The organism is Streptosporangium canum, assembly GCF_900113865.1.
In the GTDB taxonomy this organism is placed as follows: Bacteria; Actinomycetota; Actinomycetes; order Streptosporangiales; family Streptosporangiaceae; genus Streptosporangium; species Streptosporangium canum.
Genome location: NZ_FOQY01000058.1, coordinates 12,655 through 29,460 on the forward strand (window position 1 = coordinate 12,655; position 16,806 = coordinate 29,460).

The 16,806-nt window shown below is 62.9% G+C and carries 12 protein-coding genes; 11 read left to right on the plus strand and 1 reads right to left on the minus strand.

Annotated features, from left to right (window positions below; genetic code table 11):
• Positions 1–192 precede the first annotated feature (192 nt).
• Positions 193–1,077, minus strand: coding sequence for an NAD(P)-dependent oxidoreductase (locus BM085_RS41005; RefSeq protein WP_093892136.1), 885 nt, complete (start codon positions 1,075–1,077; stop codon positions 193–195).
• Between the two features lie 49 nt (positions 1,078–1,126).
• Between BM085_RS41005 and BM085_RS41010 the strand changes: the two genes are divergently transcribed.
• From BM085_RS41010 to BM085_RS44015, 11 genes are all read left to right on the plus strand, one after another.
• Positions 1,127–1,546: a MerR family transcriptional regulator gene (locus BM085_RS41010; RefSeq protein WP_093892137.1), complete on the plus strand. Its 420-nt coding sequence runs from the start codon at positions 1,127–1,129 to the stop codon at positions 1,544–1,546.
• Between the two features lie 141 nt (positions 1,547–1,687).
• Complete coding sequence (locus tag BM085_RS41015; RefSeq protein WP_093892138.1) at positions 1,688–1,927, plus strand: site-specific integrase; 240 nt, start codon at positions 1,688–1,690, stop codon at positions 1,925–1,927.
• A gap of 225 nt (positions 1,928–2,152) precedes the next feature.
• Complete coding sequence (locus tag BM085_RS45065) at positions 2,153–2,329, plus strand: hypothetical protein (RefSeq protein WP_177245520.1); 177 nt, start codon at positions 2,153–2,155, stop codon at positions 2,327–2,329.
• 567 nt (positions 2,330–2,896) lie between these two features.
• Positions 2,897–7,387 carry a hypothetical protein gene (locus BM085_RS41020; RefSeq protein WP_143121312.1) on the plus strand — a complete coding sequence of 1,497 codons (4,491 nt, stop codon included), beginning with the start codon at positions 2,897–2,899 and terminating at the stop codon, positions 7,385–7,387.
• Between the two features lie 367 nt (positions 7,388–7,754).
• Complete coding sequence (locus BM085_RS41025) at positions 7,755–9,047, plus strand: helix-turn-helix domain-containing protein (protein WP_093892140.1); 1,293 nt, start codon at positions 7,755–7,757, stop codon at positions 9,045–9,047.
• Between the two features lie 44 nt (positions 9,048–9,091).
• Positions 9,092–9,784 (plus strand): toll/interleukin-1 receptor domain-containing protein, encoded by a 693-nt coding sequence (locus BM085_RS41030; RefSeq protein ID WP_093892141.1) that lies wholly within the window; start codon positions 9,092–9,094, stop codon positions 9,782–9,784.
• Positions 9,784–11,748: a hypothetical protein gene (locus BM085_RS41035; RefSeq protein ID WP_093892142.1), complete on the plus strand. Its 1,965-nt coding sequence runs from the start codon at positions 9,784–9,786 to the stop codon at positions 11,746–11,748. The genes BM085_RS41030 and BM085_RS41035 overlap by 1 nt, the downstream gene beginning before the upstream one ends.
• The gene (locus tag BM085_RS41040) at positions 11,732–12,781 is read left to right on the plus strand and encodes a hypothetical protein (protein WP_093892143.1); all 1,050 of its coding nucleotides are present in this window, start codon (positions 11,732–11,734) and stop codon (positions 12,779–12,781) included. Before BM085_RS41035 ends, BM085_RS41040 begins: the two co-directional genes overlap by 17 nt.
• A 649-nt stretch (positions 12,782–13,430) precedes the next feature.
• Entirely contained in the window at positions 13,431–13,658 is a 228-nt protein-coding gene (locus BM085_RS41045; protein WP_093892144.1) for a MerR family transcriptional regulator, read from the plus strand.
• Positions 13,659–14,214: 556 nt separating this feature from the next.
• On the plus strand, positions 14,215–16,209 hold the full coding sequence (locus tag BM085_RS41050) for a zinc-ribbon domain-containing protein (protein ID WP_177245523.1): 1,995 nt from the start codon (positions 14,215–14,217) through the stop codon (positions 16,207–16,209).
• Between the two features lie 310 nt (positions 16,210–16,519).
• Positions 16,520–16,806: transposase family protein (locus tag BM085_RS44015; protein ID WP_143121313.1), on the plus strand; the 287-nt coding region annotated here is incomplete at its 3' end.

A 16,806-nucleotide genomic window follows, 5' to 3' on the forward strand; every position in this document is an offset into this window, starting at 1 on the left:
CGTAACGAAAAGGCCCGGATCCATGATCTGGAATCGGGCCTTTCGATCTTGTGGGGTGTTCACGAGTGGGTGCGAGCCGGGGTGGGCCGGAGCCCTGGAAGATCGCTTCCCGGGATGGAGATCATCGCTTCCCGCGACCCCTGCACGGAGTTGACTCCACCGAGACCGCTGAGAACCTGGTGTCGGGATCGGTCAGTCATTGCGGGGTTTGCTGAATTCTTCGATCAGCACGGGATACTGCTCCCCACCGTGTCCGGCGGCGATCGAGCGGTCGGCCATCGACTTGATCAACTTCGGCAGTTCGGCGTTGACGCCCACCGCCTCGCTCTCCTCGATCAGGTGTGCCATCGCCCTCACGTCGGTCTCCAGGGCCGACACCTCGGCGGGGAAGGAGCCGCTGTCGATCTGCTCGGCATACCCGGGCAGCCATTCGGCCACACCAGCAGCGATCTGCTGCGCAAACGGCGCATACGTCGCGGCGTCGACACCGGCCGTCCTGAGCAGGGCAGTGCCCTGGAGCCAGGCGTTCAGGACACTCCACATCATGGCCAGGCCGGCCACGTCATACAGGGACGCCAGCCCATGGTCCGCACCAAGGTAGGTGGCGGTGCCGAGCGCGTCGAGCGTTGACTTGTGCACCTCGAAGTCCGATCGCGGACCGCTGTGCAGAATCACTGCCTCGGCGGTCCCGATCACCGATGGGATGGCCATGATGGCGCCGTCCAGGTAATGGGCGCCGCGTTGCTCGGCCCATTGGGCGGCTTCCCTGGCCTGGGCCGAGTCGCCCGAGGTCAGATTGATCAACGTCTTGCCGTCCAGCTCGCTGTCGCTCGCGCCGAGCAGCTCGTGCATGGCCTGGTAATCGGTGACGCAGATGATCGTCAGGGGACTCGCCCCGAGCGCGTCGCCAGCCGTTGCCGCCAGCCGTGCGCCCTCGGCCACCAACTGGTCGGCCCTGGAGGTTGTGCGGTTCCAGACGGTTGTGGGATGCCCGGCTTTCAGGAACGCGCCGGCGAGCGCCCGGCCCATCAGGCCGAGTCCGATGACTGTCACGGGTGTATCGGTTTTGCTGTTCATGGCAGCATCGTCAACGTTGATATCGGTGTGAAGGTCAAGTGAGGTTTCGATGCTGATCGGGGAACTGAGTCGCCGGACGGGCGTGAACACCCACCAGTTGCGCTACTACGAAGCCCAAGGACTGCTGGAGGCGGACCGCGGCGCGAACGGTTACCGCGAGTACGACGAGAACGCCATACTGCGGGTGAAGCAGATCCGGCACCTGCTTGGTGCGGGCCTGTCCTCTGAGGACATCGCGTACCTGCTGCCCTGCGCGGTCGGAGAAGCCCCGGAGCTACTCGGATGTCCCGAGTTGCTGGCCGCGATGCGGGCACGGTTGCGGCGACTGGACGATCAGATGGCCAGGCTCGCCCAATCCCGCGACGCCCTTGCCGACTACATCGATGCGGCCGATCGAATGGCCGGCGAGAGCTATCCCCCCTTTGAAGCCGCTGACCAGGAGCCTGTCCCCGCCCGAGTCGGCTGTTGAGTTCTCGGCCAGGAGCCCAGGGACACCTTCTGAGCCCGTTCGAAGGATCTTCCAGGCGGCAGTGAGGTTGCCTCCACGGCGGTGGCGTATGAGTTTCCCCAGCTAGATGGCGTGGTGCCGGGAGATGAAGACGGCCATCGCGTGGTCCTTCACGTTCCGAACAACAGCGCGGCCCCCGCCACCCGGCTCGTCTCCGAGGGGGTCCCCGTCAACGACGTCGCCGGACTGATCGGGCACGAGCAGATCTCGACCACCCTCAACCGCTGCACGCACGCCTCACGGGACCGCAACAGCAGAGCTCGGGCGGTGTTCGCCGGCTTTTCGCTGACTCCGGCCCCGGAGCCCTCAGCGGACACCGCGCCGCACGATCCCGGCCGCTGACGACCTGCACACCGCTTGAGCGGCAAAAAGCCCGGCTCCATGTCCTGGAACCGGGCCTTTCGATCTTGTGGGGTGTTCACGAGTAGGTCTGGCCTGCAGCGAAGAGCCCTTCTGAAGATCGCTTCCCGGGATCGGTTTGATCGTTTCCCGGAGAGGGCGACGGGAGCAGCTTGAGCATGGCGTCATGGCCCACGGTGTTGTGAAGCTATGGAAGGCGGAAGAAGGATGGGGCATGATCTCCTCGCCCGGGCTGCCTTGGGACACGACGCCTGCGCACACTTCAGCGACATTCTCGCTGAAGGCCACCAAGTCCTAAAACCCAGTGACTGTGTGGGGTTCGAGATCATTCAGCGCCGACAGGACGGCTTTGACTTCGTCGCGACCAATATCCACAAGCTGTGATCTCCACCGCCGAGTACACCTGAGTCGGCCTAGCTGAAAGCCTCTAATGAAGAGCCATGCACGAAGTCTCCGACCAGCAACATTGGCATCCGATGCAGCTGTCTGTCGCCAACCGCACAGCTCACCCCGGCCGCTGAGTAGCCAACGGCCACTGGCCGGTCCTCTCGCCGACAACGATTCGCCCCCATACAAACAGCGTCACACGAGCCACGATCAGCCTGCACAGCGTGGGCGCTGGTGTGAGAGATCAGCTCGTGGCCGTCTATAGAGACAGTGATCTTGCGGTGGGGTGCAGTAGAGTTCATATGGAAAGTGCCTTCTCGCCTGGATGGGCGAGGCTTTAAATAAGTCTAATCACCTTAACCAGAGGACACTTTTATCATGCAAACGATCAAGCTTGCTCAAATTTATCGTGAAAGCCACAGGCTAATGCCTTCCAGATTTCCTTGAGGATGATCTCACCCCCGCCAATCACTGACCATTTCAAAAACCAAGATCAGCCGTTAAGTTGACACTCCTGGTGATGAGATTTCTGGGCAGAATAGCACCGACAAAGGGGGAATTTTGGTGGAGAACGCCGCTGATGGACCTGTCGTCGTGCTGACGGTCTTGGACGGGGACCACACAATGCTGCGCTCGCACATGGTCGGACTTCGCACGGAGGTCCACGGCGGGATCCAGTTCGACGTGGGCCGCCTAGGCCACCGCGTCATAGCACTCGTCCGGCTGGAACTGGAGGAGTATCCGACCGCAGCGATCACTGAACGAGCCCGACTCGCTCTAAATCCTCAGGTGGTGCTGTTCCTGGGGGTGGGCCGTACTCTGTCCTTGAACGTCGCACCGGGTGATGTCGTTGTGGCCGATGAGATCCAGGGGGCCGACGGAGTCAAGGCCGCCTCACCCGCACTGCTTCAGACACTTACTCAGTCGCTGGTCGGCATCCGTATCCCGAAGAGGATTCATATCGGTCCCGTTGTCATCGACAGCGCATCGCGGACAGACTGTTCGGCTGGCGCCTTGGCTGTGGGCAAGACCGCCAGGATCGAGGCCTGCCTGACGATTTGGACGATCGGCAAAGAAGAATCCATAGGCACGGCCGCACTGGCCGTTATGGCCCTGACAGGAGCCTTGCCCTCGCACACGGTCGCGCCTTCTCAGGACGTCACCTGGCAATTCAATCACGCCGAGCACGACGGCGTTCTCAATGTCGTGAATGGCCCCTTGGAGATGACCCATTACGGGGATCAGGGGGCCGCGACGTACGCAGTGGGGAACGGCTGGATGGTCGTGAATCACGCCGTACAGCCTGATTTGCGAAGTCGATTCCAGGAGTGGGAGCGGAGTCTTCGTAGGACGACTGTCCAGGAACTCTCCACGAAACCTTCCCTCCACCTCGAACGGGCGCAACTCCTGGATCGGCTGGTGAGCGCATTCGGGCGAACCATCCCCGGCCAGATCCTGTTGATCAGGGGAGAACCTGGCTCCGGTAAGTCCGTAGCCGCGTTGAAGGCTGCCGAGGAGTTCCGCCACAGAGAGGGGGAGCTGCTCATGGCGAGTATGCGCGACGTTGCCGCGTGCGCCGAACTCCTCTCGGGCGCGCAAGGCGCACTGTTGGTACTCGATGGAGCCGAGGCGATCCAGACCGGCCTGGACACCGACGCGGTGCACACCGCCTTGGAAGCAGGTGCCCGGATAGTCCTGATCAGCCGTGACGACGCCGCCGACAACATTCGCGAAATGTTCTCCTGCGAGGTGGAGGACTTCGTCGTCCCTCCACTGGACGACGAGGAGATCGCGACGCTCTTGGCGTCCGCTCCCGAACTGGCGTTGATGGCCAGGGACATGCGCTCCCGTTGGCTTCTGCGCCGTCTCGGTCTGGTCAATCTCCTTCTGCGCGCCGCACGGCGTGGAGCCGTGCTACCTGACACCCTGGCCTGCGAGTCCGACATCTATCGGCTGTATCACTGGGCGGTCGTGCTCAACCTGGGCATGACGGTGAATGGAGTTCCGCCCGACGACCGCGCGTCCGCCCTGGGGACGATCACGGAGAGAATGCTGGGGAAGCCGTGGACGCCCACCTCGTCCGGAGCCGCACTCGCCTCTCTCCGCTCCGATGGGATCCTCATGTCGATAAGTGACGGCTCCGCTATCGGTGAAGAGACGTACGCCCACGACGTCCTTCGCGATTTCGCGACGGCATGGCGCCTGTTCCAAGAGGGCGGAACAGGGCTGTTGGAGATCAAAGGGCCACGCTGGGCCGTTCGGGCCGCTCGGATCCTCTGCCAGGAGAGAATCCGACCCGGAACCGGACTCGGGCCACGTTGGGCAGAGACCTACGCCGACTTCAGCCGACTGGCGTCAGCGCACGGTTCGCGGTGGGAAGAGGTTCCCTGGGAGGCGATGCTCTCGGCAGGATGGTGCGCTGAGGTTCTTGATGCTCTGACAGAGCGGCTTCTCAGCGAGCCTTCTCTGCTGGAGCAGTTGCTGCGCTGCACGACGCTGCGATTCGGCGAGGATCTCGCCTGTGACCCGGTGGCAGGGGCACCGGTCGTCGCCTGGCTGGCCAGACACTGCGAGGTCTTGACCAGGCGCCACAACGATCTGCGTGACGATGTCGTCCTCGCCTGGTTGCGAGGCGTCTCCCGGCTGGAGATCCGCGGGGACAACATCGATCATTACCGGCCGACGCGGGTGCTCCTGCGCGACAGCCTCATTGCCTCGCCTCCGCAGTACGGCGAAGGTGCCTTCCTCGAGGCTCTTGCGCTCCTCGGAGGAGACCAGGATGAGCGCTCCGAAGCGGAGCTACGCGCGCAGACGTCCGACCGCGCGTACCAGCTCATGCGAGCCGTCGATCGTTTCGACCCGGCTTCTTCCTTGGCCGGCGCCAATCCGATGCTCCTTGTCGAATTGGCCCTTGCCTACTATCGGCCGGGACGCGGGCGAGGAGCACACGAGTTTCTCCTCCACAACCAAGCCGCCTGGTATCGGGGACCGTTCATTTGCCTGCTCCGGCGCTCGCCCAAACACGGCTTCGCCCTGATCCGGGGGCTACTCAAGGCGCACGCCGAAGGGCCCTCGCTGACCGGTGACTTCATGAACTCCGGGGAGCGCGAATACCCCGGTCCGGTCACGTCCTGGTCTTGGTATCAAGGCGCACTCACGGGGCCACAGCCATGCATGAGCGCGCTCATGGCGGTTGAACGGGTCCTTCTCGATGACCTCGCCCTGCCTCCGAAGGACGCCGCAATAGTGACCCTTCGACAGATCGACACAGTCGCCGGAGCCGGACTCGCGTACAGCATGCTGCTTCGTCAGCTCAACGAGATCACTGACGAACTCGACGGCTTCCTCGCCTCGCCCGTTGTGTGGAAGCTCGAGTCCGCCCGGATCCTGGCAAGACAGCTCCATAAGTTGGAGGGACCGCCGAGCCTGGGGTTCGCTCCCAGGGAAGCTGCCATGCTGCTCGTCCTCCAAGCCATGTCTCAAAGTGACGAAGCGGCCCTGGAGCGGCTACGGCAGGTGGGCTCTCGGTTGCGTGCGGCTGGGGATGAAGATGACCTGGCCGTAAGCAGCTGGGCCGACCACTTCGACGCGAAGCGCTATGCCATCACTCGGGCTGAACAGGGGCAACTCGTCGAAGTCAAACCATCTATGGCGGCGGACCTCGCGAAAATTTGCGCCGACACCGCCCTCACCGGCCAGCTTTATCGCATGCTGAACAGCTACCGGCCGGACGCGCGCCTGCCGTACAGGATCGACTTGCCCGGCGATATCGATCTTCGTCAGCTCACCAAAGACGTGGAGACCGTCCGGAGTTTAGATCCCTCCGTCCGGCCCTTGGACGCACGTTATTCGGTCGCCGCGGCGGCCATACACTCCGTCGCCGCAGGCGCTGCCCTCGACTCGGATGATCTCAGATGGTCTATCGATCTTCTGACAGCGGCAATCCACTCCAGCATCGACGACGACCCCGAGGCCATTTCGCTCGGGGGCGATACCATTCAGGCCGCTCTCGCCCTGCCCCGGACGCTGCTTCCCACCTTCGCGGAGTCACGGCAGGCCGATCCCGAAGCGATCATTGCCTGCGGGGCACACCCAGTCCACCAGGCCCGCGTCTACTTCGCGGAAGGTATTCGTCCACTCTGGTCCGAGCCCTGTTCGGAGCCCTGCCATCACGTCGCAGCCTGGCGTGCCGTCGAGGCCGGGATCCAGCACGCCTTGAACCTTTTCGAAGGCACGGGCCATCAGACAATGATCGATCGGCTTGACCGGCTCCACAACGCGGAGCAGTTCCTGCGCGAACTGGAGACCTCGGTAACGCCTGTCCTCGACGCAGCGTGCGTCCAGCACTGCGTTACCGAGACCGCGCGGCGGCACAGAACCGCGCTCCTGGCGGCCTACGCCCGCTCCGCCGAGAGCGACCGCGAGGAGGACAAGGCCCCCATGGCAGCGGCGCTTCTCCGTACCGCGCTGGCGGAGCCCGAGGTTGTCCTGGACTTCGTCGAACGCCTCGCAACCCGGCCGAGCGTGCTCGACGACCTACTTTGGGCATTCAAAACGGTGGTGACCTACGAGGCCGAATTCTCTGGCGCATTCGCATCGGTGTGGCCCACCATTATGGAGATCGTCCTCACGTTTCCCGGCGAGGACGTCCCCATCCCGGCGAGCCTCCTGCCGAATCCGCAGCCTTGGGGGATGGATGCCGACATCGATGGCACCCTGCGTGAGGCGCGCCAGCGCTGGCTCCGGCTGGCTTCGGTTAAGCACCTCATCGAGGCCTGGACGCTCACCGCGCCGACATCCGGACTCGACGAACTCCTGGCATTCCTTCGTGCCCAACCGGTCCACCAGCAGGTCGAGATTGGTCTTCCATGGGTGGCCCGGCTGGTACGCGGGAACGTCAAGCTGCCCGGTTATTTCCTGTCAGATTGGCTGCGAGACATCCATCCGGAATTGCCAGCCACGGCACGTCCGCACTTCCGGGCCGTCGTTGACGCCCTTGCCAAAGGCGGCCACACCGGTGCCGTCGAGCTACAGCGTCTCGAGGAGAGGCGCTGAGTTCGTTTGAAGAGGAAACGGGAAACCCTTCGGAACCTCTTCCCCTTCTTCACGGGCATGGCAGAATTCAACTGGCCACGAACCATTCTGCCTCCCGCCAGCAGGAAGACGACCAGGAGGCCGATTGCCGATTGTGCGGATGCATGATCGTAGACGGCCAGGAGAGCGTCGAGTGAAACTTGATACAGAAGTACGTCAGGCATCGGAGAATGTGTCTCCCGACAACATTGGTAGCACCGTTCTGAGCACACGGGTTAACCTACCTCCTCGGTCGTGGCGGAATCTCTTACCGCCTTTCCTTCATCATGTTCGCCTGTGGCGGTAAATCCAGAAGTCGCCGGTCGTCCAGTTGGAAGGAGACGGGGAAATGAAGCGAAATGAGTGGGTGAATCGAAATTTCGGCGCCGAGCTCAGGAGGCGCCGGTTCGCTGCGGGGATGACGCTTTCGCAGCTCGCGAAGGTTGTGAACTACAGCAAAGGTCATCTCAGCAAGGTCGAACGAGGCGACAAGCCGCCATCGCGTGACCTTGCCCGGCACTGCGATGTGGTTCTCGAAGCGGAAGGTGAACTCGCAGCGCTCGTTCCCGTTGTCACCAAGAACACCGGACCGATCGACGGCACAACCGACAACGAAGGGTGGATGATGTATTTGGACAACGACGGGCAAAACTGGTTCGGCCCGGTTGGCCGGCGGCAGGCGATTGCCATGGGTGCGATCTCACTAGCTGGAATGCGCGTAAGCGTCCAAGGGACACCGGCAGGTCTTGATGAAACTGCGGCGTTAAGCGGGTTCGGTTCGCTCTTCCCTCAACTCCGTCAGCTTGGACAGGCCGTCGCCCCCAGCGAGATGCTGCCCATACTGATCACACAGGTTCATACCCTGCGCAGGATGGCACAACGGTCAAGTGACCGCCACCGACCCGACGTCCTCGCGCTCGGCTCCCGATACGCCGAATATACCGGCTGGATGGCTCAAGAGGCTGGCGACAACCGCGCGGCGCTGTGGTGGACCAACATGGCCGTCGAGATGGCGCAGGCGGGCGATGACACCAACCTCAGCACTTACTCGCTGGTCAGGCGAGCGCTAATCACGCTATACGCGGACGATGCCGAACAGACCATCGCTCTCGCGGCCGAGGCGGCTCGCGCCGACGTCCCACCCAGGATCAAAGGGCTGGCGGCGCAGCGCGAGGCACAGGGCCACGCCCTGGCGGGCGACTACCGGGCCTGCATGAGCGCCCTCGACACCGCACGTGACCTCCTGGCCCGGGACGATTCCGGGAATGCTCCCATCCTCGGCTCCAGCCACGTCCCGGACCAGGTGGCGATGTCCACCGGCTGGTGCCTTCACGACCTGGGGCGCTCGCGCGAAGCCGCAGATCTTCTCGACGCCGAGATCCGCCGGTTGCTCCCGACCGCCGTGCGGAGTCGCACGCGATACGGCGTCCGTCAGGCTCTCGCCCACGCCTCCGCAGGCGACATCGACCAGGCTTGCCGCGTCGCCGACTCGCTCCTGGACGGCGTGCACTCCGTCCGTTCGGCCACCGTAACGATCGACCTGCGCCGTCTCACCCATGTTCTGGCCAGGTACCGCACGAACCACGCGGTCCGCGACCTCTACCCGAGGCTTGTCGCCTCCATCTCCGCCTTCGGCGTCTAACCCCATCCCCTGAACTGCGGCGGAAGCCGCGAGTGGAGCGCGCCATGCCCGAAATCTTCCTGAACTACCGCACGGGTGACGGTGAGAACACAGCCGCCTACCTCGACGAGAAGCTGTCGGAACGATTCGGCCCCGGCACCGTCTACCGGGCCACCAAGTCCATCGAATTCGGCCAGCGCTTCGATGACAGCCTGATCAAGAACGTCCGGCGGTGCCAGATCCTGCTCGCGATCATCGGACCCGGCTGGCTCGACGCCATGAACCGGCGCGGCGAACGCGCCCTAGATGCCACGGACGACTGGGTCCGCAAGGAGATCATCGAAGCGCTGACGTACGGTCTGGTAGTGGTTCCAGTGCTGGACGGAACCAAGTTGCCGCGGCTCCAGCGCCAGGACCTGCCCGAAGACCTCGCGGATCTAGCTGATCTCCAGTCCGCTCAGATCGGCTCCAAGGACCACAACGGTGACATCACCAAGCTCGGCGATTTCATCGCCAGGAAACTGCCGCATCTCGCCGACGCGTACGCCAAGGAACCACTCGGGCCAGGCAACGGCAACAGCATCGGCGTCGTTAACGGAAACTCGGGAACCGTCATCAACGGGACGCATACCGGAAGCGGTTCCATCTATGGCGGCCACCACTTCAGCGGCCCCGGGACTAACTACATCGAAAACGGCCGAGGCACTCAGATCAACCAGGCCTTCGGCGCTCCCAAAGACACCGAGAACGAACCGTGATGGCCGGGGATCGCTTCACCACCCAGGTCAACGCGGCAACTGCGCCCACGCACACGGGGTCGGGCGATCAGACCAACAACTTCATCCAGTCAGCCGCCGCGTCACTCAAGGCTGCAGATCCGCGCTGGGTGTCACGTGACTATCTGGACTGGCTCAACCCGCGTTTCGTCCCACCGCCACACTTCGGCGAGGCGCAGCACCGCTTCGAGAATTCCGGCATCGTGGTCGTGTCCGGAGAAAGCGGAAACGGCCGCCGCACCGCCGCGCTGATGCTCCTGAGCAACTGGCGGGGAGAGCCGGAAACCGGGACGATCCGCAGCCTGCCCGACAGCATCGAGGAGTTGAACGAGACCGAAGACATCTCCTCGTGGGAGGACGGCGACCGGATCCTCGCCGATCTGTCCACTGCCGATCCTTCGGAATACAAGCCCCTCCAGGAGCGTCTCTCTTCCTATCGCGCCAAGTTGCGCGAGTACCGGGCCTGCTTGGTGGTAGTGGTTCCCGCCGAGCGCCTCCCCCTCTTGCTCCCCGAGTTCGACTCGCTGGTGGTCCGTGTCGGCAGCCCTTCGGGCATGCGCGTGTTCCAGCGCTACCTGCGCGTTGAGGGGATCACATACACGGCCGAGGAGATCGATGCGGCCGAGCTTGGACGGCATGTGGCGTCCTGTTCGATGTGGGATGTCGCCAAGCTCGCGAGCATCGTACTTGAGGCGAAACGCTCCCAACACGGCCGAGGCGGATTCACAGAATGGTGTCGCGAGGCCATCACAGCGCTTTCCGACCGAGACAACGAAATCGTCGACAACATCAAGAAGCTTCGCGATGGAGGCCAACGCGCTCTGCTGCTGTCCGCCGGACTGCTGAGCGGTGCCTCGGCCGACGCGGTGGAGTACACCGCCGGCATCCTCCTCACCGCGTCGGGCCGGCCCGAGGAGGACCCCGCGTTCGAGCGGCCCGACCTAGCCGAACGTTTCAGAGATTTAAATCTGACCCGGGAAGAGGGAATCGTCCGCTTCAAAGGTTTGGCCTACGACCAAGCCATCAGACGGTACTTCTGGGACAACTTTCCCCGACTCCGGGACTCCTTTCGAGAGGCGGTCGCACGAGTCGTCGAGTCCGGGGAACTCCAGTCCCCCCAGAGTCTTGAGCTCGTCTCCCGCTTCGCCGATCAATGCCTGCGGACGAATCGTCCCAATGACCTCGATCAGCTGGCCTTCCGATGGGCGCTAAAAGAGAGCCTGCTCCCGTTCGCGGCCCGTGCGCTGGAGTGCGGGCTCCTCGCACCTCGGCACGCACGCCGGTTCCGTCGACAGATCTACGGTTGGGTCACGGGTCCAGAGCCGGACCCCTGGTTCGGCTGGGTTCTTGTCCGAGTCTGCGCCGACATCATGGCGCAGCAGTATCCAGAACAGGCGCAGATCCGACTGCTCCACCTCAGCCGACACAGCAGCCCACTGGTCTCTGCCCGGGCCCAGGACGCCCTATGCGAGCAGGCTGAGCGGAGCCGCCGCTTCTACCGCCGTCTCCTAGACCGATTGACGCTCAACGGCAGGCGAGGGTGGTCCGACGGCGAGACCGCGACCTTCCTCAAAGCATCCGACCCGGAAAAACTGATCACTCGCCCCCGCGGCCAGGTGGCGCCGCTTGAAGACAGAAGGGTCAGAGCCGGGCTCTCCACCTGTTGGGCGGTCTTGCTGGCCCAAAGGCCACGCGATGAGTGGATGGAACGGCTGCACACCTGGCTCGATCAGCTCAATACCGCCCCCATGAGGAAGCACTTCATGAACATTTTGATCGCCGCGATCCGCGGCGACGACCGGAGCTCCGCGCTGCTCTACCTGGAGGTCCACGCCCGGTCATCGAGACAGCCGACGGACTCCGCCAAGACATTCTTACAGGCCATCGATGCCGCTCAGGGCATAACCTTCACGGCTCAGGAGGGCCCTGATGAACACAGGCAGTAAGACCGTCGCTCTACTCGTCGGAATCGTGCTGGCAGGCCTTGCCTACCTGTGGATAAGAACGTCCCTCGGATGGCCGGCCTGGCTCTGGCCAGTCATCGCCGCCGGCGCTCTGCTAGCTGGACTTGCCCTGTTCGTCTGGCGCACGACCAAGGCCCCCTCACACCGGTCACCGACGGCTAGCTTCGCCGAACCCGTCTATGTCCCGCCGCCGGATCCGTTCCGCAGTTCTCTCGTCCCCGACCTGCGGCTCCAGAGCGCCGACCCCGACTACTGGTTCTCCATGTCGGTCACCGTGCGGTGGCGGCCGTCAGGTCACGCCAACAGCCTCGCCTCTGACGTCCACCTCGGCGACGTCGCCATCCAGTCGATCTTGGATCGCGCCCAGCCCATAGCCGTCCTGTATTCCCCTGACCGTCACGACCAACTGCGGCACAACCTCGCGGCCGTGCTCGGCGATCTCATCGCCGATTCGTCAGGCAGCGCGCTGGTCATGGGCCGTGATGTCACAGTGCGGCTTTCGGCAGAAGACGAAGCGCGCCTCACCGAAATGTCCAAAATCCGAAAAGATCACCAACTCTGGGAACAGAGGCGCGAACACGAACGCCACCGACGTGACTATCTCGCCAAGAACTTCTTCCCGGACATGGGGAGCGCCGTCGTATGGCTGCTCGCCACCAATGAGTGCGAGATAACGAAGACAGTTTCGCACCTCGCCGACCTCGCCCAGCTGACGTCGGCGGCCAACAATGAGGAGGTCCCGCAGGCCCTTCGGTCGCTGGTGACGCAGCCGTTCACTCTAGCTCCGACGCCTCTTGTCACCGAGGCTGACCTGTTCACCCCCGCTCCCCCGCTCGTCCAATGGCTCGACGAGCTCACCTTCGCATCTGACGAGGAACGTCAGGTCTTCCGGCTGCGCCTCGCCAAGTTCCTGGAGGAAACGAAGCAGGTACCTCAGGCCGATCGAATCATCAACTGGTATGGGGAGGCAGGGCCCGAGGATCCAGCAGAACCCCCTGAAACCTATGAGGATTAGGAATCATGTCATTGCTCCCATGGAGGGAGGCGCGTCATGTCATCGGCGAAGCCGTTCTCCGATCCCCGCTGACCTTGACCATCCTGACTGATCAGGGGCCCCTGAAGATGACGTCGGAGGAGGCCCGGAGGGTGTCGTCCGGAGAAGACCAGGCCAAACGCGACGCCCTGTGGCGACAGGTCATCACCGCAGCACGGCGGGAACGCCAGCAAGACAGTACATGGAGGCTGTTCGTCATTTGGCTCGCGATACCGCGGATCACGCATACCTCATACAACGCCTCCTTCCGCCTCCGCGTAGAACGGAAGGACGTGGAGGCGGAGATGTTACTCGCTCTCCTGGAGGGCGTGGACACCGTAGACCTCGCGCAAACGAAAGTCGGCGAGGTTCTACTGCGAACCGCGGCAAGCAGAGCCTGGCACTTCGCTCGAACCGTAGCGGCCCACCGTATTGTCAAGGATGTCGCTGATCTGCCGGACGCACCCCAACCGGACTCCTCAGCTGTGGATATCTCGGGTCTAACGGCGGCGCAGATCGAAGAAGTACGCCGCCGCCTGCTGGCAAACCGCTTGGGACTGGTTCCTCCACGCCATCCTCGACGTGGACGGCGGGCGAGTCTGCCCCTGGGACGTCGGGCAGGAGTTCCCCAATGACCCGGCCCCTTGGCTTCGCCGAAGCCTTCGACCTACCGCTGTCCGTCGACCTCGCCACGGCGGCCCGCGCCTTCGACATCTCCATCGGGACCGCATACCGGCTGGTCCACCTCGGCGCGTTCCCCTGCCTTGTCATACGGGTGGGCCACCGCTACCGGGTGCCCACTGCCTCGATGCTCGTGGCCTTGGGCATCGAGGAAAGGCCTGTCTATTTCGAGGACTGACCGACGGCATCCTCGACGAGCAGTAAGGTGCTCCAGAAATTCCGGACAGACCACTTGCTAGGGCGGTAACAGTCCGAAGGAGATAGAAGCATGCCGCCACCCGGGGTGGGGTGCCGCATGGCCCAGACGCTAACCGGCTCGGCATCGACCGACTGCTCGCAGCGCACGCATCGGGTAGGCCTGAGGCCGGATCGGTTCGCAGTGCGTTGATCTTATCTGTCATCAAGATCAACATAGCTCGGCACTGGTCCGATGTCCCGTATGTCCGAACGGAACGACGAACTCGCCGTCTGCGCGGCCAACCACGAGCTTATGATTCAACTCAATCGAGCGGCCGAAGAAAATAGCCCATAGCCACGACAACGAATTCCTTGTCGGTCTTGTCGCGTAACCTAACCCCGTGTTCAGAGCCAGCACCCCCAATGTTTCTGGGAGCAACACCGCCGAGTGTGTTCTCGCGGCATCCGATGCCACGCTCGCCGCGTGGCCGCCCCGCCCGGAACCGCTGGATCCGGCCGGAGGCAGCCGAGAGGATCGACTGCGAATGCTTCAGCATATGCGCAGCACCTGGAACGGCCTTAACCGCGCTCGTCGTGAACGCGTACAGACCGAGGTTGAAGCAGCAAAGGCCCGTCAGGCGGAAGTCAAAGCTTTCTGGGACCAGCACAAGATCATTGTAAAGGAACAGTGGGCCAACCGCACAGGTGGGCGTGGGAAGACCATGGTCGCCGACATCCCTGATGTGGCGAAACAATGGTACCCGAACAATAACGCCCGGCCCGAGGAGGTTTCCGCGACAGCCCAGAGACATGACGAGGCACACCCTTATCTATGGCAGTGCCCCCTTGGCCTAGGCCACAAGCCGTGGGTGGCCCTGCCCAAGGACAGAGTTCAGGCTGGCGCGGGGTGCCCGGCCTGCCGGCAGTTGATCCGACTCACCGATATCCCAACGCTGGCCGACCAGTATCGCGGCCCGGTGCCGAAGAGTCAGATGAACTACGCAGCACATGAGCGAGTGTCGTGGGTCTGCCGGACATGGGCAGTCACCCGTGAGACGGGTACATGGCACCCAGTTGAGCACCGCTTCGAGGCGGCGGTAAAAGAACGCGCCCTCCAAGGAGACGGTTGCCGGGTTTGCGCCGGGTACGTGATAGACGACACAAATTCGCTACACACGTGGTTCCCAGAGATCGCTGATGGACTCGACGATCCAGACATTGACCCGAGCCAACTGCCCACCAGCCAGCACAACGTCTCGAGGAAACAAATAGCCGGGAACGAACCCGGCGGCGTGTACGCCACACTGCCCTGGCGGTGCCGCCACGGGCATCGATGGAAGGCAACCATCCTCAATCGCGTTCAGGGTGGCGATTGCCCGCAGTGCTCGAGAGCCGGAATCTCGAAGGAACAGGTCCGGCTCGTCGCGGAACTTTCGGGTCTGATGAAACTCGTTCAACCCGAGCTACCGGACTCTCGACTGCCCGACGGTCTGCCCAACTTTGCTTCACACCAGATCACAGTTCCGCCGCAGTACAAACCGAAGCACTGGCGTTACAAAGCAGTAGAAGTCGATGCCGTTTTTCAGATAGAGGGAGGAATCCGAATCGGTGTCGAGTATGACGGCTCGTACCACCATTCCATCAAACGGAGAGATCGACAGCAGTATGAGACTGAGAAAAGCAAGATTTTAGTCACTGCTGGCCTACTAAATCTGCTTGTTCACGTGCGGCGGGGAGATCTCCCTGCACTGAAGGTTCCAGAGGGACTGACCGTGCCAGTGCCAGAGCGATCAACCCCCTACCAGCAGGCATGTGCCGTAGCAGCCGCTATACAAGACCGTTTCCCTGACAGTGTCCCTGCACTCGATGACTATCTTACCCGCGGAGTAGCACAGGTCCAAGATCAGGCAGACGCATACATTATCGCCACCTGGGGGGAACTACGTCCCCCGCGACGCAAGCCCGAACGGACAAAAGTTCGACGCCCCCGTAAACTCAAGGAAACGCCACCCCATCAATACAGTCTTCTAACGCCTATCAGCACACCATACAGAAACCCAAACCGGTATACGGAAATCGTTCGCGACTACCGATGCGTTTGCGGCAATCTGCACCCCTTCACGGCCGTCCAGGCACAAGTCACCTCGGGCAACACCAGGAGTTGCGGATGCCTACGCGACCAGACCAAACAACGGCAACGCTTTGTCGTGTCCCGCGCTGAGACGCAAGCTGTACGTGACTGGGCTCGATTACGGGGAATCGAAACTGGGGGAAACGGTCGACTCTCGGCCCGGATCACAGCCTCCTACCGACTGAGCGAGGCAGGGCGGCTCGATGCTTTGGGGGCTGACGGTTTACTCGAAGATCTACGCGTCCAGCACTGGGCACAGCTCAACGGTCAGAAGCTGGGCGCGCGAGGCCGAGTGGTAAGCGAAGCCTGGCTCGCTTACGCAACAGACTGCCTCGCCCAAGATGAAATGGACGACGGCTCTGCAGAACAGCAGCCTCCACACAAGATGGTTCAGGGCGATCTGTTCGAGCTCATTGAGTGACGCGGCCCGGGCTCGTGCACGACAGGCGTCGCACGTTATTGTCACCCTGACGGCTTCAGAGCTGTGCAAGGGCATATCGCCGCTAATAACGCCCCGGAGAAACAGGTCCGGGTCTGATGGAGGTGCTGCTGGAAGATACGCGGTGCCGGAACTGGCCATCAACACTTACACTCTGATCGACTAGTAAGTCGACCACATTTATGAGAAACACGCACGAATCAGGTGCCGGGTCGCACACCGTCATCGCACTCCCAGGGCCCCGGCGTTCCCGGGTTCTGATGCGGTATGCCGACGTTGAGTGTTTGGCCAGGTGGAAGACGAAAGAGCGCGACTTCTGCTGATCTTTCAGGTCTCGAATCCGAAGATCGCCGCAGGAGTCGCGCTCGTGTCCCCATCTTCCCCGACCAGCTCTCGTCTCGTCCCGTGTCTTGACCAGTTCGCCGACCTGGCGTTGTGGGAAGCCGAGCTGGCGACTGATCCGGTCGTGGTGGAATCGGCGTTGATACGCCGGTTGGCGGCGGTGCCTGAGCAGCGCTCGGCCTGCGGGCTGCGGCATCCGCTGGTGGTCATCTTGACGTTGACCGCGTGCGCAACGCT

What these genes read in the sequence shown, in the direction of transcription:
- BM085_RS45065 (WP_177245520.1), top strand. Translation starts at nt 2,153, where the DNA reads ATGGGGCATGATCTCCTCGCCCGGGCTGCCTTGGGACACGACGCCTGC.
- BM085_RS41035 (WP_093892142.1), top strand. Translation starts at nt 9,784, where the DNA reads ATGGCCGGGGATCGCTTCACCACCCAGGTCAACGCGGCAACTGCGCCC.
- BM085_RS41010 (WP_093892137.1), top strand. Translation starts at nt 1,127, where the DNA reads ATGCTGATCGGGGAACTGAGTCGCCGGACGGGCGTGAACACCCACCAG.
- BM085_RS41040 (WP_093892143.1), top strand. Translation starts at nt 11,732, where the DNA reads ATGAACACAGGCAGTAAGACCGTCGCTCTACTCGTCGGAATCGTGCTG.
- BM085_RS41030 (WP_093892141.1), top strand. Translation starts at nt 9,092, where the DNA reads ATGCCCGAAATCTTCCTGAACTACCGCACGGGTGACGGTGAGAACACA.
- BM085_RS41005 (WP_093892136.1), bottom strand. Translation starts at nt 1,077, where the DNA reads ATGAACAGCAAAACCGATACACCCGTGACAGTCATCGGACTCGGCCTG.
- BM085_RS41050 (WP_177245523.1), top strand. Translation starts at nt 14,215, where the DNA reads ATGCGCAGCACCTGGAACGGCCTTAACCGCGCTCGTCGTGAACGCGTA.
- BM085_RS41045 (WP_093892144.1), top strand. Translation starts at nt 13,431, where the DNA reads ATGACCCGGCCCCTTGGCTTCGCCGAAGCCTTCGACCTACCGCTGTCC.
- BM085_RS41025 (WP_093892140.1), top strand. Translation starts at nt 7,755, where the DNA reads ATGAAGCGAAATGAGTGGGTGAATCGAAATTTCGGCGCCGAGCTCAGG.